The following is a 19,252-nucleotide window of genomic DNA, read 5'->3' as shown; positions in this document are numbered from 1 at the left end:
CAGGCCGCCCCTAGCGAGAAGGTTCCGAGCTGAGCTGCCGGACCTTGGCCGCTTCCGGCCATTCCTCGGGTCGCAGGATCATGGTCGGGCGGAGGAACGGCGACTGTACGCGGTCGTAGGCGCGGACGACCAGGTCCCGGCAGATCAGTTCCAGCAATTCGCCGCCGCTGACCTCCGGCGGGGGCTCGTCATGCATCTGCTTCCAGAGCTCCAGAGCCTCGGCCTTGATAAGATCGTCGCGACGCGCCATGGGAATTCCGTGTCCTTACGCCCCATCAACTCGTGGCCGGGCCGGCTTGTTCCTGATTTTTTCGTTGACAATCAGTAACCAAGCCCCTTAGCGGCCCGAGCGGGCATTTTCGCCACACCTGCCCCGGGCGCCGGAAATCGGCCATGCAGCGGCCATCGGACGCGGCGACCCTGCGCCGTCCGTGCGTTAAAAAGCGCGTCCATTCCGTGAGTATATTGCGCCATGCGTCTGAACCGTCCCGCCCTCGCCCTGTCCCTACTGGGGCTGGCCGCCAGCCTCCAGGGCTGCCTCGCCGTCGCCGCCGGCGGCGCCGTGGTCGACGCGACCGGGGCGGTGGTCGGCACGGGCGCCAAGGTCGTGGTCGCCACCGGCAAGGCGGTGGTCCCGGGCGAAAGCCGCAAGGACCGCGAAAAGCGCGAATTCAAGGCGTGGAAGAAGCGGCAGGGGAACTGATTAGGTTCCGTCGCTGATCTCCTGCACCTCCTCGAAGGTCCGCAGGCCCGGCCGCTGGGCGCAGACCAGGACCGCCATGTTCCCGGGCAGGTGCTGATTGGCCAGCATCTTCTCGTGGGCGGCGGGGATGTCGTCCCAGGGAAACACCTCCGACAGGCAGGGATCGACCCGGCGGTCGATGACCAGCTGGTTGGCGGCGCTGGCCTGCATCAGATTGGCGAAGTGGCTGCCCTGAACCCGCTTCTGCCGCATCCACAGGAAGCGGGCGTCCATGGTCAGGTTGAAGCCGCTGGTGCCGGCGCAGATGGCGACCATGCCGCCGCGCTTGACCACGAACACGCTGACCGGAAAGGTCGACTCGCCCGGATGCTCGAACACCAGGTCGACGTCCTTGTTGCCGGTGATCTGCCAGATGGCCTTCCCGAACTTTCGGCTTTCCTTCATGTAGTCGTTGAACTCGGGACCGTTGACCTTCGGCAGTTGGCCCCAGCAGTTGAACTCCTTGCGGTTCAGCACCGCCTTGGCGCCCATCGACAGCACGAACTCGCGCTTGTCGTCGTCACTGACCACGCCGATGGCGTTGGCCCCCGCGACGGCGGCCAGCTGCACGGCGAATACCCCCAGGCCGCCCGAGGCGCCCCAGACCAGCACGTTCTGCCCCGGCTTCAGCTCATGCGGCTTGTGGCCGAACAGCATGCGATAGGCGGTGGCCAGGGTCAGGGTGTAGCAGGCGGCCTCTTCCCAGGTCAGGTGCTGGGGGCGCGGCATCAGCTGACGTGACTGCACCCGGCAGAACTGGGCGAAGCTGCCGTCCGGGGTCTCGTAGCCCCAGATCCGCTGGCTGGCCGAGAACATCGGGTCGCCGCCGTTGCACTCCTCGTCGTCGCCGTCGTCCTGATTGCAGTGGATCACCACCTCGTCGCCGGGCTTCCAGCGCCGGACCTTGGCCCCCACGGCCCAGACCACGCCCGAGGCGTCGCTGCCGGCGACGTGATAGGCTTGCCTGTGAACGTCGAGCACGCTGACCGGCTCGCCCAAGGCGGCCCAGACGCCGTTGTAGTTGACCCCGGCGGCCATCACCAGGACCAGAACCTCGTCCTCGCCGATCGTCCAGGTCGGCACGACCTCGACCTGCATGGCCGTCGTCGGCTTGCCGTGGCGCTCCTTGCGGATGCTCCAGGCGTACATGGTCTTGGGGACATGGAAGGCCGGCGGGATCTCGCCGATCTCGTAGAGGTCCTTCAGATCGGTCTTTTCCAGCGTCGCGGCGGTCATGTCACTCCCCGTTCTTCGGCGCTGCAACACAACGCGCGAATGGCTTTCAGCGCTCCGGGGTTCGTTCCGCGCGATCATTTCACCGCGTCGAACCCTCATTTTGGCGCTTCACGACGGAAGTTTCCATCGCGAAGACGCCCTAGGCTGTGACAACCGTTTAAATCTGGCAAGTAGAAAATTGTTGCGATGCAGCATGGTTGCGCGTGAAACCGACCATGACGTCAAGGTCGGGCTAGGCGCTTCCCAATCCCGCGATCATCGGCCAGGGTCGGACCATGAGTTCGCCTATCCATGTCAGCCGACCCACCGGTTCGATCCTGCTGGTCGAGCTGGACGCCCCGCCCGCCAACGCCCTGGGCCTAGCCGTCCGGGCCGAACTGGTGCGGATCCTCGACGAGATCGCCACCGACGACGACACCCGCGCCGTGGTGCTGACCGGTCGCGGCGGGGTGTTCTGCGCCGGCGACGACCTGCGCGAAGCCCATGGCCGCGCCGCGCCCGACGCCCTGGCGGCAGTGGAGAACTTCAACCGCCTGATGGACTGGGTGGAGGCCCTGCGGGTGCCGGTGATCGCCGCCGTCGACGGCTGGTGTTTCGGCGGCGGACTGGAACTGGCCCTGGCCTGCGACATCCGCCTGGCCAGCGACCGGGCGGTGTTCGCCGCCTCAGGGGTCAATATCGGTCTGATCGCCTCGGCCACCCGGCTGCCGCGGCTGATCGGCGTGGCGCGGGCCAAGGCCCACCTGCTGACCGGCGCCCAGTTCGGTCCTGAGCGCGCTTTGGCCGACGGCCTCGTCGCCGCCGTCCACCCGCCGGCCGAACTGCTGCCCGAGGCCTTCCGCCTGGCCGAGTGGATCGCCTCGCGCGCGCCCCTGGCCGTAGAGGCGGTCAAGCGGGTGGTCGACGGCCGGTCCTATGTCGAGGAGGAGCTGCCGACCCTGGTGGCAAGCGCCGACCACCGCGAGGCGGTCGCGGCGTTCATGGCCAAGCGGGCGGCGCTGTTTCGGCGCGGGTGATCGTCAGGCGGACGCCGCCAAGGCGGCGCGGTCGAGCGGCTCGCCGTCCGGCGGCAAACGCAGATGCATTTCGCAAACCACGCCCTCGGGACGATATTGCAGGGTCGCCGCGCCCTGCAGATCGCGCAGCGAACGGTCGATCAGGCGGGTGCCGAAGCCCTGGCGCTCCGGCGGCCGCACGCTGGGGCCATCGGACTCCGTCCAGGTCATCCGCACCAGGCGCGCGTTCTCATCGAACGCCCAGGCCAGGCGCACGCGCCCTTTCGCCGCCGACAAGGCGCCGTACTTGGTGGCGTTGGTGGCCAGTTCGTGCAGCAGCATGGCGACGGCCAGGGCGGCGGAAGGCGGGGCCCAGACGTCCGGCCCCTCCATCTCCACGCCGCCCGAGGCGTCCTCGACGAACGGGCGCAGGGCGCGCGTGACGACGGCGCGCAGGTCGGCCCCGTGCCAGTGCTCGCTGGTCAGCAGGTCATGCACTCGCGACAGGCCCAGCAGCCGGGCCTCGAACTTGGCGTAGGCCGACAACGGGTCGGGGTCGCTGCGCAGGGTCTGCGACGCCATCGACTGGATGGTCGACAGGGTGTTCTTCACCCGATGGTTCAGCTCGTTGATCATCAGCCGCAACTGCTGGTGATGGCGGTGCTGCAGGCCTTCGGCGAACTTACGGGCGGCGATGTCCTCGATGATCGACACGAAATAGTCGGGCGCTCCGTCCGGGCCGCGCATCAGCGAGACGGTCAGGTTGACCCACACGGTCTCGCCGCCGGCGGTGATGTAGCGCTTCTCGATCGTGTAGGTCTGCTGGTCGCCGCTCAGAAGGGCGTGGACCGCCGCCTGGTCCTTGGTCAGGTCCTCGGGATGGGTGATGGTCTGGAAATCGCCGGCCAGCAGCGCCGCGCGGTCATGGCCGGCGATGGCGCAGAAGCGGTCGTTGACCTCCAGGAACCTGCCGTCCGGCGCCACCCGGGCCACGCCCATGGCGACCTGATCGAACACGGCGCGATAGCGGGCTTCCGCCGCCTCCAGCTCGCGCCGGGCCTCGACGTCGGGCGTCACCACCTCGGTATAGAGCACCAGTCCGCCGATCCGGCCGTCCTCGGCGCGCCAGGGAGCCACCGACCAGCGGATCCAGTCGACCGCGCCGTCCGGACGCACGAAGGCCTCGCCCGGATGGCGGCGTTCGACCCCGTCGCGCAGCGCCTGGGCGTGGATGTCGCGCCAGCGCTGGGGCACGCCGGGAAAGACGTCGTAATGCACCCGCCCGACCAGGGGCGTGTCGGCCGGCAGGTCCTGGTCGGTCAGATAGCGATCCGAGGCCGCCAGATAACGCATGTCGCGGTCGAAGATGGCGATGCCGATCGGCGCCTGGCGCAGGGCGGTCAGGACGGGCGACGGCTCTGATCCCACCTGCGTCGTCACGGCCTCCCCTTCCACTCGCCTCATGTCTGCAAACCCGAGGGCGGGAGGGGTGTCAAGCATTGTCCCCACGCCGCCGCTCCGCGTCTGGAAATTCAACATGCAGGCGACGCCTTCGCCATCGTCATGGCGGCGCGGCGCTGAGCCTGGCTGGGAAATTATCCCGATTCCTGGATTGCAGAGATTCGAGCCCCTCCCTCGCGGGAGACCAAGCCCGTCAGGCCGCCGCCTCGGCGTCGTCCTCGCCGCCGAGCAGGGCGCTGAGCACCACGGCCAGGCGTTCGGGCTTGATCGGCTTTTCGACCACGTCCTGCATGCCGGCGGCGATATAGGACTGGACGTCGGCCGGGTCGGCGTTGGCGGTCAGGGCGACGATCGGGGCGCGACCGGCCCGGCCGGGCAGCTCGCGGATGGCGCGGGTGGCGGTGACGCCGTCCATCCGCGGCATCTTGATGTCCATCAGGATCAGGTCGAAGCGGCCGCCGCGCGCGGCTTCCACCGCCTCGACTCCGTCGACCACCTGCTCGGAGGTGCAGTCGAACATCTCGCACAGGGCCTCGGCGACCATGCGATTGGTGGCGTTGTCGTCGACGATCAGAATGTGAGCCGAACGGCCGTCCATGGCCGGCTCGTCCGGGTGTTCCTGCGCTAGGCTGGCGATCGGGGCGGTCAGGGCGAAGTGCAGGGTCAGGCCGGCGCCGAGATTGGCCTCGGCCCGCAGCGGGCCGCCCATGGCGCGGGTCAGGCCGCGCGCCAGGGCCATGCCGACGCCCAGCGAGAGTTCGTTGCGGTCCTCGATGCGCGAGGCGCCCAGCGGGTCGAACACCCGGGCCAGGCGTTCGGACGCCGAACCGCCGGTGTTGTCGCGCACGCGGCCTTCCAGCCGCAGGCCGCCGTCGACAGCGCGGGCCTTCAGACTGGCCTCGATGACGCCGCGGCCGCTCGACAGGGCGCTGTCGATCAGGGCGTCGAACACCTGCAGCACGCGATCGGCGTCGATCAGGACTGCGGCTTCCGGATCGCCGTCATAGGAGAACAGCAGGGTCGAGCCGCCCTCGGCCGCCCGGGCGCTCCAGCGGCTTTCGACCGCGTCGCTGAGCTGGCGCAGCTGGGTCGGGACCGGATTGAGCACCAGTTCGCCCATCACCGCCCGGCGCAGGTCCATGGCCCGGTTCAGCACGTCGCTCATGTCGCGGCTGGTGTCGCCGATGGCGCGAACATAGGCGGCGGCGTCGGGCGTCAGCCGCGACTGTTCCAGCCGGTCGGTGAAGGCCAGGACGCCTTCGAGATGGTGGCCGATGTCGCTGGCCATGCGTTCGACCAGAGCCATGGCCTCGTCGGCCTCGCGTCGGCGGCGGCGATGCGAAGCCAACAGCGAACCCAGTCCCCCGACGCCGACATAGTCGCCGGCCTCGTCGACGGCGACATAGGCGCTGCGGAACACGGGGGTCGCGCTCTGCGACATGGTCTCGACCAGCACCCCGGCCTCAAGAGTCGCGGCGAGGATGCGCGGCTCGGAATCCATCACTTCGGAGATTGGACGCGGGCTCAGGCCATCGGCTGCAACAGCCATCTGGCCGAGGAAAACGTCGCGATAGACCAGGCCGACCGGCTTGTTCGACACGGTCACGGCCACCGCGCCGGTGTGCGATTCGGCCAGAAACAGCGCCCGGACGTCCGCGCATGACGTCGCGGGGTCGATCGGGGCTCGGCGGTCTATGAAGCGAGCGAGCGTATCCATGTGGCCGTTCGACGAGCGTCTATTGGATCAACACCATCGCCGGTTGGCGTTGCGGAGTCGTAAATGGCCAAGCCACCGGCGGATTTGCCGCATGCGGGGCGGGCCGCGGATCGCCCCGCCGCCCGCCCCGCATGGGGTCTCAAGCTACCATTTCTTGGTCAGGCTGACACCGTAGAGCCGCGGCTCCAGCGTGTAGACATTGGTGAACAGGCCTGACGAATCGTCGGTGGTGTAGGCGTCGGTGATCGGCGTGTCGTTGAGCAGGTTCTTGACGTAGGCGTCGATTTCGAAATTCCACTCCGGCTTTTCGATCTTGAGCGTCAAATTGACGTTCTCCCACGACTTCAGCTTGTCGTAGGCGGTGTTGTAGATGCGGGCGTACTGCTCGCTCTGGCGATAATAGTCGCCGCGCAGGGTGGCCGCCCAGCCGCCGGCCAGGTCGAAGGTGTACTGGCCGCCGACCGAGAAGGTCCAGTGCGGCGAGTTGGGCAGCTGGTTGCCCGACAGGTCGGCCGGCCGGCCGTCGATCGATGCCCCGGTCGGATAGTTGTAGAGGCCCGTGCCATTGGCGAGGGCGTTGGCGGTCAGGGCCGCCGTGACCAGGCCGGTGGCCTGGGGCACGGTGAAGGCCCCGGTGCCGACCAGCGCGCCGACCAGGGTGGCCGCGCCGGCGGACGGGCCGCCCGCCCGGGCCAGGATGGTCTGCACCAGGTTGGCGTTGGCCGCCGACAGGCCGGCGCCGCCGGACGCCGCCGGCAGGGTCAGCAGGGTGTTGGTGAGATTGCTGTAATAGCTGCTGGCCCCGGTGCCCGGGCCCGCGCAGGCCAGGGGCAGGGTCCCGCCCAGCGGCGTGCTGAGGATGGCGGCGACGCCGGCCGTAGTCAGCACGCAGTTGCTGCCGATCGCCGAGGCCGGCCGTGCGGCCTTGACCAGGGTCAGGGCCGGATCGCCCTGGGTGCGGTTCATGGTGTCGATCGAACTGACGCCGTCGCCGATCTCGGTGTGCAGATAGCCGACATTGGCATTGAAGCGCAGGTTGTGGATCGGCGACCAGATGCTTTCCAGTTCGGCGCCATAGACCTTGGCGTCGACGTTCTCATTGACCGAGGTGCGATTGACGATCTTGGAGATCTGGTAGCCCTGGTAGTCGTAGTAGAAGCCGGTGGCGTTGAAGATCAGGCTGCCGCCCAGCAGGGTGTTCTTGGCCCCGATCTCCAGGGCGTTGACGAATTCGGGCTGGTAGGTGGCCGCCACCCCGGCCAGGCCGATCGCGCCCGGCGGGTTGGCGCCGCCACCCTTGTAGCCCTTGGAAAAGAAGGCGTAGAGCAGGGTCTCGTCGGTGAAGCTCAGATGGGCCTTGTAGTCGAAGCCGAACCGGCCGGTCAGCTCCTGGAACCGTGAAAACTGCTGGGCCGGCGTGCCGAGCGACAGGCCGTAGCCGGGCGTCAGCAAGGCGGTCGGATAGTTGTCCGAGGTCTTCTTGTCGTCGGTGCGGCGCAGGCCCAGCGTGAACTTCAGGTCGTCATTGGCCTGCCAGTAGAGCTCGCCGAAGATGGCGTTGGACTCCAGGTGAAAGGGCGTGTGGTTGTCATAATAGTTGTGGCCCTCCCCGCTGGGGTCGGCGGCGGTGTCGATGCCGATGCAATTGGCCGTGGTGGCCGGGTTGCAGTTCGGATTACCGGTGTTGCTGAAGTTCAGGGCCAGGGCCGAGATCGTCAGGCCGTTGCTGATCACCAGGTAGTCGGTGGTGCCCTTGTAGTCGAAATAGATGCCGCCGACGTTGAAGTTCAGCGGGTAGTCGAAGTTCGACTGGATGCGGAATTCCTGGCTGAACTGCTTGGCGTTGTTCCTCGAGATGTCATAGGTCAGGAAGGTGTTGGCCGTGCCGGTCTGCGGGTCGGTGAAGCTGCCGCCCGGCGTCAGGGCGCTGTTGCTGAACGTGCCCGGCGAGATGTTCCGGAAATAGTCCTGCCGGGAATACATGTGGCTCTTGCTGTACGAGGTCAGCGAGGTCAGCTGCAGGTCGTCGGTCAGGTCATAGGCGATATTGGCCTGGTAGAGGTCGGACTTGGCGCGGTAGATCGGGTCGAACCGGCTCTCGATCTGGCGCAGGTCCTTGCTGACGGTGTCGCCGGCGTTGAGGTCGCCGCCGGTGAAGCCCACCAGGTTGCCCAGCACGCCAAACAGGGTGGCCGAGGTGTTCACGGTGCCGTAGGCGGCGTCGGTGAACAGGCTGGCGTTGGCGCAGCCCTGGCTCAGGTACTTGCGATTGGCGCCGGTGGCGACGCCGCCGACCGTGGCCGGACCGGGGTCCTTGGTGCAGAGCTGCTTGCCGATGCGGGCGCGGTTGTCGTCTTCCTTGAAGTGCTCCCACATGAAATTGGTGCGCAGCTTCTCGGTCGGATTGAAGGCCACGCTGATGCGGCCCGAATAGAGGTCGCGGTCATCGACCTTGTGGCCGTTGAAGGTGTTCTCGACGAAACCGTCGCGTTTCACATAGGAGCCGGCGGCGCGGATCATCAGCTTGTCGCCGACGATCGGCATGTTGATCATGCCGCGCACCTTCTGGGTTCCGTAGTTGCCGACCTCGCCGCGGATCATCGCCTCGAAGCTGTCGGTGGGCTTGGCGGTGATGATATTGACGACGCCGCCGGTGGCGTTGCGGCCGTACAGCGTGCCCTGCGGACCGCGCAGCACCTCGACCCGCTCGACGTCGAAGAACTCGGCCTCGAACAGGTTGCTCGTCTGCAGCGGCGCATTGTTCTCGTGGACGCCGACGCCGCTGTCGGCCGAGACGCCGACGCCCTTGCTGCCGATGCCGCGGATCTGGAAGTTGAAGGTGTTGGTGAAGTTGCTCTTGCCGAAAGTGACGTTCGGAATGGCCTGCTGCAGGTTGGGGCCGCCGTCGATCTTCTGCGCCTCCAGGCTGTCCTGGCTGAAGGCCGAGACGGCGATCGGCACGTCCTGAAGGGCCTCCTCCCGCTTCTGGGCGGTGACCACCAGCTCCTCGATGACGTTGCCGGCGGTCGGCTCGGGCTTGGACGGGGCCGGCGGCGCCGTCTGGGCGAAGGCCGGGGCGCCGACGGCGGCCAGCACGGTCACCGATGCGCCCATGGCCAACAGGCTCCGCATACGCAGAGATTGCGACATTCTATTCCCTCCCTGGACGGCGCGGTTCCTTATGGCGGCCCCTGCGAACGTCTAATGTTTCCTCGGCGCCGCACCATGGCGCCACGTGGGCGTGCGGCCGACCCCCGTAGCATAATGAGGATTGCATACTTGAGGACCTTGGCTGTCAACTGGCGACAGGCCAAGTAACCATTGATAGGTTACGCCTTTTCACTTTACCTAACGTCATAGTCTTCTGGCGCGGCAAGTTTCCGCCCCGATGACGAAAATGGATGTCTCGGTTGACGTTAGGTCAATCTCGGCGGACGACCCGGAAGATCTTGGCGCATACAACCGTCGACGATCGATTCTCGACCATTTCGGTGGACGGCGGCCCTGTGCTAGAGACGGCCGATGTCCAACACCCTTCATGTTTCCGCGGAGCCCGCGCGCGCCGAGGCCGCCCTGGTGCTGTTCTCCGGCGGCCAGGACAGCAGCGTCTGCCTGGCCTGGGCCCTGGAGCGCTACGCCCGGGTCGAGACCGTCGGCTTCGACTACGGCCAGCGCCACGTGATCGAGATGCAGGCCCGCCAGTCGGTGCGCCGCCAGATGGCCGAACGCTTTCCGCATTGGGCGCAGCGCCTGGGCGAGGACCATGTGCTGGACCTGACCGGCTTCGGCGCCGTGGCCCAGTCGGCCCTGACCGCCGACGTCGCCATCGAGATGACCGAGCGCGGCCTGCCCTCGACCTTCGTGCCCGGCCGCAACCTGGTGTTCCTGATCTACGCCGCCGCCCTGGCCGACCGCCGGGGCCTGGGCGCCCTGGTCGGGGGGATGTGCGAGACCGATTTCTCCGGCTATCCCGACTGCCGCCGCGACACCCTGGACGCCATGCAGAGCGCCCTGAACCTGGGCATGGACCGCGACTTCGTCATCGAGACGCCGCTGATGAAGCTGACAAAGGCGCAGACCTGGGCCCTGGCCAAGCAGCTCGGCGGCGAGGACCTGCTCGACCTGCTCGTGGTCGAGAGCCACACCTGCTACCAGGGCGAACGCGGCGAACTTCACCCCTGGGGCCATGGCTGCGGCGAATGCCCGGCCTGCGAGCTGCGGCAGCGCGGGTATGAAGAATGGGACGCTGGCGGGCGGCAGGTGCTGGCATGAGCGCGCACGGCCTCCCCTCCCCCTGGAGGGGGGAGGGGCCGGGGGTGGGGGTGGCGCCGCTGGCGGAAGCTGCTGCGCTCGGACTTCATCCTCAACCGCTTCCACCCCCATCCCCAGCCCTTCCCCCCTCCAGGGGGAAGGGAGCGACGCCGCGCCCATGACCTACAGCGTCAAGGAGATCTTCCTCACCCTGCAGGGCGAGGGCGGGCAGGCGGGCAAGGCGGCGGTGTTCTGTCGGTTCGCCGGCTGCAACCTGTGGACCGGCCGCGAGCAGGACCGGGCCAAGGCCGTCTGCACCTTCTGCGACACCGACTTCGTCGGGACCGACGGCGAGGGCGGCGGCAAGTTCACGACGGCGCAGGCCCTGGTCGACGCGGTCGAGGCCGCCTGGACCGGCGGGCCGGATGACCGCCTGGTGGTCTGCACCGGCGGCGAGCCGCTGCTGCAATTGGACGCCGAGGCCATCGACGCCTTCCATGCCCGCGGCTTCATGATCGCGGTCGAGACCAACGGCACCGTCGAAGCCCCCGAGGGGATCGACTGGGTCTGCGTCAGCCCTAAGGCCGACGCCCCGGTCGTGCAGACGCGCGGCCAGGAGTTGAAGCTGGTCTATCCGCAGGCCAAGGCCTTGCCCGAACGCTTCGCGGGCCTGGATTTCGAGCGCTTCTACCTGCAGCCGATGGACGGGCCCGACCGCGAGCGCAACACCCAATTGGCCGTCGCCTATTGCCTTTCGCACCCACAATGGCGTTTAAGCGTCCAGACGCACAAATATCTCGGCCTGCCCTGACGGATAAGGCGCTCGACCTAGTGACAGGGTCGAGCCGCTAGAGCCTCCCAGGCCTTGTCAAAAGAAGTACCTGATGAAGCCCGTCTTCGAGATCACGAAGGCCGCGCATTTCGACGCGGCCCACTATATCGAGCAAGGTCCTGCCGACCATCGCTACCGCAAGCTGCACGGCCACTCGTTCAAGGTCGAGGCCAGCGTGCGCGGAGCGATGCAGGACGCCGGCTGGGTCGCCGACCTCGACGGCCTGGACGCCGCCCTCAAGGCCGTGGCCGCCGAGCTGGACCACGGCCTGCTCAACGACCGCGCCGGCCTGGAAAGCCCGACCCTGGAGCGGATCTGCCTCTATTTCGCCGACCGCCTGACGCCGCAGTTCCCCGGCCTGTCGCGGGTGGTGGTGTCGCGCCCGACGATCGGCGAGAGCTGCGCGCTGGTCCTTTAAATACCCGCTCATCCGGCGACGCCGGAACCCAAGCGGCCCATCCGAGCTGGCGCTTGCGAGCGAGACGACCGGGAACTCGCAGTCAACTCGCCTGGCTTCCGGCATTTGTCGGGATGAGCGGATTTAGTTGGCCGGCGCGGCGGCAAAGTCGCCCAGTTCGCCCGTGGCTTTCAACTGCTGCAACGCCGCGCGTCCTTCACAGACGGTCGCAAGCAGCCGGGCTTCGGGGCCATCCGACGGCGTCGCGACAGGCTTCCGCGGACGAGGCTCGCTTGGGATGTACACCCTCACGCCAGGCCAGCTGACGCGGGTCGATTGCGCGAACGCGCCCGATCCGCAATCCACCTCGAAGTCCCTCAGCAGATAGACTTGGTCCGTCTTCGCGCGGCCAACGCCCGCGACCCAGATCGCCTGGGCGGTGACCGTCTTGCCCTGGCGCTTGACCGACCGGGCGGATACGAAAACCGCTTTGTCCCCCGCCCTCCAGATCAAGTCCAAGGGGCCGGGCGGGTCGAACGGCGGCGGCGTCTCGGTGATCTCTTCGTAGGCGCTGATGATCGGCGGCGGCGGCGTATCGACCTTATAGGCGGCCTCGACGTCGTAGCCGAACCGGCCGATGCCGTCCTTCACGGCGGCGGCCAGGGAGGGATAGGGACCTGTTGGATTCGAGCAGGCGAAGGCGGCGGCCGAGTTGGGATCCTGCGGATCGCCGAAGAACTTGGCCCGATCCCAGTCCTTGGGAGGGGTGGAATCCTTTTCAGGTGCGCCGAGCGGCCGGCCGATAGCAGCCCAACTCTCGCGGCCCACGCCCCAAGCGCAGTCGATTCGCACGAGCTTGCGCCACACCAAAATCCCGTCGGCCTGACTCAGGCCCTGCAGCCTGATGCTCGAAAACTCGGCCTGGTCGCCGTCGCGCCGGATGTCGGTGGACCAGTAGGTCGGGTGGTACATTTCCACCGGGGCATAGCGCCATGCGGCCAGAACGGGTTGAGCCGCCGTGCAGACAGTCGCCGCCATTGCAGCCGCCAAGATTCCGACGCGCATTTCCATCCCCGAACTTACACGCGGTGATTGATAATGGCCACTACAGGTCGGTCAAGTCTGCATCGACCAGCCCACCGACAGGCTTGGAGAATGTCGGTCTTTCTTCTCGCGCGGACCTGCCCTATCCCTAGCGTCCGATGACGTCGGGAAGGCCGCGAATGCTCTACATGCTGCTCTGCTACAACAACGAGACCATGGTCACGGGCTGGAGTCAGGAAGAGGACGACGCCGTGATGGCCCGTCTCTCGGTGGTCCATGACAAGCTGTCGGCCGAGGGCAAGCTGGGGCCGTCCGGCCGGCTGAAGGCCACGGGCACGGCCAAGACCCTGGTCAAGGGCGACGCCCCGTTCGTCGTCGATGGCCCCTATGCCGAGACCAAGGAGCAGTTCCTCGGCTTCTATGTCGTCGATGTCGCCTCGATGGACGAGGCCCTCGACGCCGCCCGCCAGCTTGGCGAGGCCAATCCGACGGGGGCGTACGAGGTGCGGCCGATGTCGCTTTACCTGCCTGGAGCGGCGGTCGGCTAGTTGGCCGGAGCAGCGGGGGCGGACGCCAGCGGCGGACCGCTGAACTCGGCCTCGATCTGCACCTCGACCGCGTCGCCGACGCCCATGGTCGTGCCCGGCGCCGGGACGCCGAAGCCCATGCCGAACTCCGAGCGGTTGAACACCCCATGGGCCGAGAAGCCGATGCGGGCGTGCGGGTCCATCGGATGGCCGGCATAGCCGCCGTTGAAGGTCGCCTCCAGCACCACCGGCTTGGTCACCCCGTGCAGGGTGAAGTCGCCGGTGATCTTGGCCGTGTTGGTCCCCGTCACTTCGACCTTGGTCGAGCGGAAGGTGATGGCGGGATACTTGCCGGCGTCCAGCCACTGGGGTCCGGTCAATTCGGTCTTGAAGCCGGCCGGCGGGGTCGGCAGTTCCAGCGAGCGCGGATCGATGGTCGCCTCGACGCTGGAGGCCGCAGGATTGGCCGGGTCGAACTTCAGGCTGGCGTCGAAGTCCGAGAACCGCGCGGTGTAGTGCGAAAAGCCCAGGTGGTTGACCTTGAACTCCAGGTTGGCGTGGGCCTTGTCCAGCTTGTAGTCGCCGGCCGGGACCTGCGGCGCGGCCGGCTTGGCGGGAGCGGGGGCGGCGGCGGGCGGCGGCGCTTCCGTCTTCTTCGCCGTCGGCGGCGAGCAGGCCGCTAGAGCGGCGACGGCGGTCGCCAGCAACAGGGCCCGCCCGGCGGGCGACAGGTTGGGCGACAGGCGGATCGGATCGGTCATGCTTTCCTCCGGGACCTAATGTCCATCGATATGACCAGCCGCCGCACTCAACGTCTAGTCGCGACGAAAGCTGGTGTCATGCGAAGGACGGACGACGGGAGCGCGATCCGACAGGGGGATGCATTTTTTGTCCGCCTGAGCGAGAGGAGCCTCAGCTCATCAGTTGCCGCATCGTGGCCTCGACCACCTGCGCCAGGGCTTCGCGGTCGGTGTCGGGGTGATTGACCGCCCGCATCACCATGCCGTCGAACAGCATACCGATCACTTCGCAACGGGCTTGGAACTCGGCGTCGGTCCATTCGGGCTTGCGGCTGCGCGCGGTCATCGCCCGGACGAGCGCCCGTTCCTGCTCGTCGGCGGCGCGGACGATGGCGGCGACCTTCGGATTGCGCGCCGCCTCGGCCAGGACCTCGAGCACCAGGGCCGCGCGGCCCGGATCGAAGCACTTCTCGATGGCTTCGGGCAGATGATCGACGATGGCGTCCAGCAGGACGCCAGGCCGGTTCTCCATCTCGGCGAACTTTTCGCGCATCTCGGCCAGGTCCTGGGCAACGATGGCGGCGATGATCGCTTCCTTGTTGTCGAAGTAGCGATAGATCTGGCCGACGCTCAGACCGGCGGCCTTGGCGATCTCGGCCATGCTGGCCCCGTGGAAACCGGCCTGGCGCACGCAGTCGCAGGCCGCATCCAGAATCTGCTGCCGCCGCGTCTCCGGTGTCGGCCGGATCGCCATATGCCCTTCGTCGATCATCGGAAGCTTCGCATCCCAATTAAATTTCCGTCACGTCAAACAGGACGGAACCCCCGAGGTTGACTTGCGATAACCTCGGACCTATGTCCAGCCCGATTGAGAATGAGCGTTCATTCTCATGTGGTCACCATCAGGGCGTCGTCAAGGCTTCAGGCCTGCGACCCCCTGTCGCTCCTGGGGTTCCGTATGTCCTTCGATTGCTCTCGCGCCGCCCGGTCGGGCGCTCTGTCGGCCGCCGCCCTGGCGGCCGTCGCGCTGACCCTGGCGGCCTGCGGTCAAGGCAAAGGCGGCGGGGCCGGGGGCGCGGGCATGGGCCCCGGCGGTCCCGCGCCGGTGGGCGTGGTCGTCGTCAAGACCGAACCGGTCACCCTGACCTCGGAACTGACCGGCCGCACCTCGGCCCACCTGGTCTCGGAAGTGCGGCCGCAGGTCAGCGGCATCATCAAGGCCCGGCTGTTCACCGAAGGCGGCAATGTGCGCGCCGGCCAGCCGCTGTACCAGATCGACCCGGCCACCTATCAGGCCGCCTACAACAGCGCCGCGGCCGGTCTCGCCCAGGCCCAGGCCACCGCCACCGCCGCGCGGCTGAAGGCCGAACGCTACAAGGGCCTGGTCGAGATCAACGCCGTCAGCAAGCAGGACAACGACGACGCCCAGGCCGCCGCCCAGCAGGCCGCCGCCAATGTCGCCGCCCAGAAGGCCGCGGTCGAGACCGCCCGCATCAATCTCGGCTACACCCGCGTGCTGGCCCCGATCTCCGGCCGCATCGGCAAGAGCTCGGTGACGCCGGGGGCCCTGGTCACAGCCAGCCAGGCCACCGCCCTGGCCACGGTGCAGGACCTGTCGAAGATCTATGTCGATCTGACCCAGTCCTCGGCCGACATGCTCAAGCTGCAGCGCGACCTGGCCACCGGACAGCTGGGCCGCTCCGGCTCGGCCCAGGTGACCCTGAAGCTGGAGGACGGCTCGACCTATCCGCTTCCGGGCCGGCTGGAGTTCTCCGACGTCACCGTCGATCCGACCACCGGCTCGGTCGGCCTGCGCGCCACCTTCGACAATCCCAACGGCGTGCTGCTGCCGGGCATGTATGTCCGCGCCGTGCTCGGCAAGGGCGTGGCCAACGCCGGCATCTTGATCCCGCAGGCCGCGGTCAGCCGCGATCCCACGGGCAACGCCACCGTCATGGTGGTCGGGGCCAAGGGCGCGGCTGAGCCGCGCCCGATCACCACCTCCCAGACGATCGGCGACAAGTGGCTGGTGACCTCGGGCCTCAAGCCCGGCGAGCAGGTCATCGTCGAGGGCCTGCAAAAGGTCCGGCCGGGCGCTCCCGTGAAGCCCGCCGTCATCACCGCCCCCGCTTCTGTTCAACGCTAAGGCCGGTCCGCCATGCTTTCCCGCTTCTTCATCGACCGGCCGATCTTCGCGTGGGTCGTGGCCATCGTCATCATGCTGGCGGGGGCGCTAGCTATCCGCACCCTGCCGATCGCCCAGTATCCCAACATCGCCCTGCCCCAGGTCTCGGTCGCCGCGGTCTATCCCGGCGCCTCGGCCAAGACCGTCGAGGACAGCGTCACCCAGGTCATCGAACAGAAGATGAAGGGCCTGGACGGACTGGAATACATGTCGTCGAACAGCGACAGCTCCGGCGCGGCGACCACGACCCTGACCTTCAAGGCCGGCACCAACATCGACATCGCCCAGGTGCAGGTGCAGAACAAGCTGCAGACGGCCACGGCGCTTCTGCCGCAGGAAGTGCAGCAGCAGGGCCTGACGGTCACCAAGTCGGCCCGCAACTTCCTGCTCATCATCGGCATGTATTCGGAAGATCCGAAGACCACCAACACCGACCTGGCGGACTACATCGCCAGCAACCTGCAGGACCCGTTGAGCCGCGTCGACGGCGTCGGTGAAATCCAGCTGTTCGGCGCGCAATACGCCATGCGCATCTGGCTGGACCCGATCAAGCTGGCCAGCTTCAGCCTGACCCCCGCCGACGTGCAGGCCGCCATCAGGGCCCAAAACGCCCAGGTCTCGGCCGGTCAGCTGGGCGGCGTGCCCAACCTGCCGGGCATCGGCCTCAACGCCACGATCACGGCCCAGTCGCGCCTGACCACGCCGGCCGAATTCGAGAACATCATCGTCAAGAACAGCGCCGGCGGGGCCATCGTGCATCTGCGCGACGTCGCTCGGGTCGAGCTGGGCGCGGAAAACTACGGTTTCGCCGCCAAGTACAACGGCAAGCCGGCCGCCGGCCTGGCCATCCGGCTGGCGCCAGGAGCCAATGCGCTCGACACCGCCGACGCAGTCAAGGCGCGGGTCGAAGAGCTCTCCAAGAACTTCCCGGCCAGCTACCGGTACGTGGTCCCCTATGACTCCACGCCGTTCGTGCGGCTGTCGATCGAGGAAGTGGTCAAGACGCTGATCGAGGCCATCGTCCTCGTATTCATCGTCATGTTCCTGTTCCTGCAGAACTGGCGCGCGACCCTGATCCCGACCATCGCCGTGCCGGTCGTGCTGCTGGGCACGTTCGGGGTGCTGGCCGCCTTTGGTTATTCGATCAACACCCTGACCATGTTCGGCCTGGTGCTGGCCATCGGCCTGCTGGTCGACGACGCCATCGTCGTGGTCGAGAACGTCGAGCGGGTGATGAGCGAAGAGGGCTTGTCGCCGATCGAAGCGACCCGCAAATCGATGGACGAGATCACCGGGGCCCTGATCGGCATCGCCCTGGTGCTGGCCGCGGTGTTCGTGCCCATGGCCTTCTTCGGCGGGTCCCAGGGCGTGATCTATCGCCAGTTCTCGATCACCATCGTCTCGGCCATGGCCCTGTCGGTGATGGTCGCCCTGATCCTGACCCCGGCCCTCTGCGCCACCCTGCTCAAGCCGGTGACCAAGGGCCACACCGTTTCCGACAAGGGCTTCTTCGGCTGGTTCAATCGCAGCTTCAACGACCTGAGCCACCGCTACCAGGGCGCCGTGCGCGGCATCCTGGGCAAGACCGGCCGCGGAATGCTGGTCTATGGCGTGATCATCGTGCTGCTGGGCTTCCTGTTCGTCCGCCTGCCCACCGCCTTCCTGCCGGAAGAGGACCAGGGCACGATGTTCACCCTCGTCCAGCTGCCGCCCGGCGCGCCGGAGGCCCGCACCCAGGCCGTGCTCGACCAGGTGCGCACGCACTTCCTGGTCGACGAGAAGGACTCCGTGCAGGCGGTGTTCACCGTCGCCGGGTTCAGCTTCAGCGGCGCGGGGCAGAACGCGGGCCTGGCCTTCATTCGCCTGAGGGACTTCGACGAACGCAAGGCCGCCGAGCGCAAGGCGCCGGCCCTCGCAGGCCGGGCCATGGCCAAGTTCATGCAGATCCGCGACGCCATGGTCTTCGCCGTGGTGCCGCCGGCCGTGCCGGAACTGGGCACCTCGTCGGGCTTCGACTTCCAGCTGCAGGACATCGGCGGCGTCGGCCACGAAGCCCTGACGGCGGCGCGCAACCAGGTGCTGGGCATGGCCGCCCAGGATCCCAATCTGGCCGGCGTGCGTCCCAATGGCCAGGACGACACCCCGCAGCTGAAGATCGACATCGACCAGGCCAAGGCCGGGGCGATGGGCCTGACCACCGCCGACATCAACGCTGCGCTTAGCGCCGCGTGGGGCGGTTCCTACGTCAACGACTTCATCGACCGCGGCCGGGTCAAGAAGGTCTATGTCCAGGCCGATGCGCCCTTCCGCATGCGTCCGGAAGACCTCAACGACTGGTACGTCCGCACCAGCAACGGGACCATGGCGCCGTTCAATTCGTTCGCCACCACTCGCTGGATCTACGGCTCGCCGCGCCTGGAGCGCTATAACGGCCTGTCGTCGATGAACATCCAAGGCGCCCCGGCCCCGGGCAAAAGCTCGGGCGACGCCATCAAGGCCATGGAGGCCATCGCCGCCAAGCTGCCGCCGGGCATCGGCTTCGAATGGACCGGCCTGTCGGCCCAGGAACAGGAATCGGGCAACCAGGCCCCGGCCCTCTACGCCATCTCCGTCCTGGTGGTGTTCCTGCTGCTGGCGGCCCTCTATGAGAGCTGGTCGATCCCGCTGTCGGTGATCATGGTCATCCCGCTGGGCATTGTCGGCGCCCTGCTGGCCACCACCCTGCGCGGCCTCAGCAACGACATCTACTTCCAGGTGGGCATGCTGACGACCATGGGCCTGGCGTCCAAGAACGCCATCCTGATCGTCGAGTTCGCCAAGGACATCTACGAGCGGACCGGGAATCTGGTCGAGGCCACGCTGGAGGCGGTCCGCATCCGTCTGCGGCCGATCATCATGACCTCGCTGGCCTTCGTCTTCGGCGTGCTGCCGCTGGCGATCTCCAACGGGGCCGGCTCGGGCAGCCAACACGCCATCGGCACCGGGGTGATCGGCGGCATGCTGTCGGCGACCATCCTGGCGATCTTCTTCGTGCCGCTGTTCTTCGTTCTGGTGGAACGGATCTTCAAACCCAAACCGCGCCGCCTCGACGAGACCGCCGCGACCCCGGCCGAGGGCCACTGAGA

The 19,252-nt window shown here is 67.6% G+C and carries 16 protein-coding genes; 8 read left to right on the top strand and 8 right to left on the bottom strand.

Annotation, left to right across the window (positions count from 1 at the left end; genetic code table 11):
* Positions 1–10: 10 nt before the first annotated feature.
* On the bottom strand, positions 11–250 hold the full coding sequence (locus ACIPQB_RS23785) for a hypothetical protein (protein ID WP_446487720.1): 240 nt from the start codon (positions 248–250) through the stop codon (positions 11–13).
* A gap of 222 nt (positions 251–472) precedes the next feature.
* Here ACIPQB_RS23785 and ACIPQB_RS23780 point away from each other — a divergent pair, with 222 nt between their 5' ends.
* Complete coding sequence (locus tag ACIPQB_RS23780; RefSeq protein ID WP_446487719.1) at positions 473–703, top strand: hypothetical protein; 231 nt, start codon at positions 473–475, stop codon at positions 701–703.
* Here ACIPQB_RS23780 and ccrA read toward each other — a convergent pair whose 3' ends face one another.
* A complete protein-coding gene (gene ccrA, locus ACIPQB_RS23775; protein ID WP_446487718.1) occupies positions 704–1,978 on the bottom strand; it encodes a crotonyl-CoA carboxylase/reductase in 1,275 nt (424 codons plus the stop codon).
* Positions 1,979–2,253: 275 nt separating this feature from the next.
* On the opposite strand from ccrA, the gene ACIPQB_RS23770 reads away from it, so the two are divergent.
* On the top strand, positions 2,254–2,994 hold the full coding sequence (locus ACIPQB_RS23770) for an enoyl-CoA hydratase/isomerase family protein (protein WP_446487717.1): 741 nt from the start codon (positions 2,254–2,256) through the stop codon (positions 2,992–2,994).
* Between the two features lie 3 nt (positions 2,995–2,997).
* Here ACIPQB_RS23770 and ACIPQB_RS23765 read toward each other — a convergent pair whose 3' ends face one another.
* The 3 genes from ACIPQB_RS23765 to ACIPQB_RS23755 form a co-directional block, all read right to left on the bottom strand.
* Positions 2,998–4,413 carry a sensor histidine kinase gene (locus tag ACIPQB_RS23765; RefSeq protein WP_446487716.1) on the bottom strand — a complete coding sequence of 472 codons (1,416 nt, stop codon included), beginning with the start codon at positions 4,411–4,413 and terminating at the stop codon, positions 2,998–3,000.
* A gap of 214 nt (positions 4,414–4,627) precedes the next feature.
* The gene (locus tag ACIPQB_RS23760) at positions 4,628–6,151 is read right to left on the bottom strand and encodes a response regulator (RefSeq protein ID WP_446487715.1); all 1,524 of its coding nucleotides are present in this window, start codon (positions 6,149–6,151) and stop codon (positions 4,628–4,630) included.
* A 144-nt stretch (positions 6,152–6,295) separates the two neighbouring features.
* Entirely contained in the window at positions 6,296–9,301 is a 3,006-nt protein-coding gene (locus ACIPQB_RS23755; protein WP_446487714.1) for a TonB-dependent receptor, read from the bottom strand.
* A 372-nt stretch (positions 9,302–9,673) separates the two neighbouring features.
* Between ACIPQB_RS23755 and queC the strand changes: the two genes are divergently transcribed.
* The 3 genes from queC (at position 9,674) to ACIPQB_RS23740 (ending at position 11,652) form a co-directional block, all read left to right on the top strand.
* The gene (gene queC, locus ACIPQB_RS23750) at positions 9,674–10,423 is read left to right on the top strand and encodes a 7-cyano-7-deazaguanine synthase QueC (RefSeq protein WP_446487713.1); all 750 of its coding nucleotides are present in this window, start codon (positions 9,674–9,676) and stop codon (positions 10,421–10,423) included.
* A gap of 157 nt (positions 10,424–10,580) precedes the next feature.
* Complete coding sequence (gene queE / locus ACIPQB_RS23745) at positions 10,581–11,213, top strand: 7-carboxy-7-deazaguanine synthase (protein WP_446487712.1); 633 nt, start codon at positions 10,581–10,583, stop codon at positions 11,211–11,213.
* Between the two features lie 73 nt (positions 11,214–11,286).
* Positions 11,287–11,652, top strand: coding sequence for a 6-pyruvoyl trahydropterin synthase family protein (locus tag ACIPQB_RS23740; RefSeq protein WP_446487711.1), 366 nt, complete (start codon positions 11,287–11,289; stop codon positions 11,650–11,652).
* A 123-nt stretch (positions 11,653–11,775) separates the two neighbouring features.
* Here ACIPQB_RS23740 and ACIPQB_RS23735 read toward each other — a convergent pair whose 3' ends face one another.
* The gene (locus ACIPQB_RS23735; RefSeq protein ID WP_446487710.1) at positions 11,776–12,696 is read right to left on the bottom strand and encodes a hypothetical protein; all 921 of its coding nucleotides are present in this window, start codon (positions 12,694–12,696) and stop codon (positions 11,776–11,778) included.
* A gap of 158 nt (positions 12,697–12,854) precedes the next feature.
* On the opposite strand from ACIPQB_RS23735, the gene ACIPQB_RS23730 reads away from it, so the two are divergent.
* Positions 12,855–13,223 (top strand): YciI family protein, encoded by a 369-nt coding sequence (locus tag ACIPQB_RS23730; RefSeq protein WP_446487709.1) that lies wholly within the window; start codon positions 12,855–12,857, stop codon positions 13,221–13,223.
* On the opposite strand, the gene ACIPQB_RS23725 is transcribed toward ACIPQB_RS23730, so the two are convergent.
* On the bottom strand, positions 13,220–13,963 hold the full coding sequence (locus tag ACIPQB_RS23725; protein WP_446487708.1) for a YceI family protein: 744 nt from the start codon (positions 13,961–13,963) through the stop codon (positions 13,220–13,222). The genes ACIPQB_RS23730 and ACIPQB_RS23725 overlap by 4 nt on opposite strands.
* Positions 13,964–14,114: 151 nt before the next feature.
* Positions 14,115–14,714, bottom strand: coding sequence for a TetR/AcrR family transcriptional regulator (locus ACIPQB_RS23720; protein WP_446487707.1), 600 nt, complete (start codon positions 14,712–14,714; stop codon positions 14,115–14,117).
* 186 nt (positions 14,715–14,900) lie between these two features.
* On the opposite strand from ACIPQB_RS23720, the gene ACIPQB_RS23715 reads away from it, so the two are divergent.
* A complete protein-coding gene (locus ACIPQB_RS23715; RefSeq protein ID WP_446487706.1) occupies positions 14,901–16,088 on the top strand; it encodes an efflux RND transporter periplasmic adaptor subunit in 1,188 nt (395 codons plus the stop codon).
* 12 nt (positions 16,089–16,100) lie between these two features.
* Positions 16,101–19,250 carry an efflux RND transporter permease subunit gene (locus ACIPQB_RS23710; protein WP_446487705.1) on the top strand — a complete coding sequence of 1,050 codons (3,150 nt, stop codon included), beginning with the start codon at positions 16,101–16,103 and terminating at the stop codon, positions 19,248–19,250.
* The last annotated feature ends 2 nt before the right edge of the window (positions 19,251–19,252 follow it).

The sequence above is a fragment of the Caulobacter sp. LARHSG274 genome (assembly GCF_052871235.1).
The sequence above is the reverse complement of the archived record's forward strand: the minus strand, read 5'-3'. Positions and strand labels throughout refer to the sequence as shown.

Excerpts from the sequence above, each read along its gene's own strand:
- ACIPQB_RS23740 (WP_446487711.1), top strand. The coding sequence starts at position 11,287 with ATGAAGCCCGTCTTCGAGATCACGAAGGCCGCGCATTTCGACGCGGCC.
- queC (WP_446487713.1), top strand. The coding sequence starts at position 9,674 with ATGTCCAACACCCTTCATGTTTCCGCGGAGCCCGCGCGCGCCGAGGCC.
- ACIPQB_RS23755 (WP_446487714.1), bottom strand. The coding sequence starts at position 9,301 with ATGTCGCAATCTCTGCGTATGCGGAGCCTGTTGGCCATGGGCGCATCG.
- ACIPQB_RS23725 (WP_446487708.1), bottom strand. The coding sequence starts at position 13,963 with ATGACCGATCCGATCCGCCTGTCGCCCAACCTGTCGCCCGCCGGGCGG.
- queE (WP_446487712.1), top strand. The coding sequence starts at position 10,581 with ATGACCTACAGCGTCAAGGAGATCTTCCTCACCCTGCAGGGCGAGGGC.
- ACIPQB_RS23785 (WP_446487720.1), bottom strand. The coding sequence starts at position 250 with ATGGCGCGTCGCGACGATCTTATCAAGGCCGAGGCTCTGGAGCTCTGG.
- ACIPQB_RS23710 (WP_446487705.1), top strand. The coding sequence starts at position 16,101 with ATGCTTTCCCGCTTCTTCATCGACCGGCCGATCTTCGCGTGGGTCGTG.
- ACIPQB_RS23720 (WP_446487707.1), bottom strand. The coding sequence starts at position 14,714 with ATGATCGACGAAGGGCATATGGCGATCCGGCCGACACCGGAGACGCGG.
- ACIPQB_RS23760 (WP_446487715.1), bottom strand. The coding sequence starts at position 6,151 with ATGGATACGCTCGCTCGCTTCATAGACCGCCGAGCCCCGATCGACCCC.
- ccrA (WP_446487718.1), bottom strand. The coding sequence starts at position 1,978 with ATGACCGCCGCGACGCTGGAAAAGACCGATCTGAAGGACCTCTACGAG.
- ACIPQB_RS23735 (WP_446487710.1), bottom strand. The coding sequence starts at position 12,696 with ATGCGCGTCGGAATCTTGGCGGCTGCAATGGCGGCGACTGTCTGCACG.
- ACIPQB_RS23715 (WP_446487706.1), top strand. The coding sequence starts at position 14,901 with ATGTCCTTCGATTGCTCTCGCGCCGCCCGGTCGGGCGCTCTGTCGGCC.
- ACIPQB_RS23730 (WP_446487709.1), top strand. The coding sequence starts at position 12,855 with ATGCTCTACATGCTGCTCTGCTACAACAACGAGACCATGGTCACGGGC.
- ACIPQB_RS23770 (WP_446487717.1), top strand. The coding sequence starts at position 2,254 with ATGAGTTCGCCTATCCATGTCAGCCGACCCACCGGTTCGATCCTGCTG.
- ACIPQB_RS23780 (WP_446487719.1), top strand. The coding sequence starts at position 473 with ATGCGTCTGAACCGTCCCGCCCTCGCCCTGTCCCTACTGGGGCTGGCC.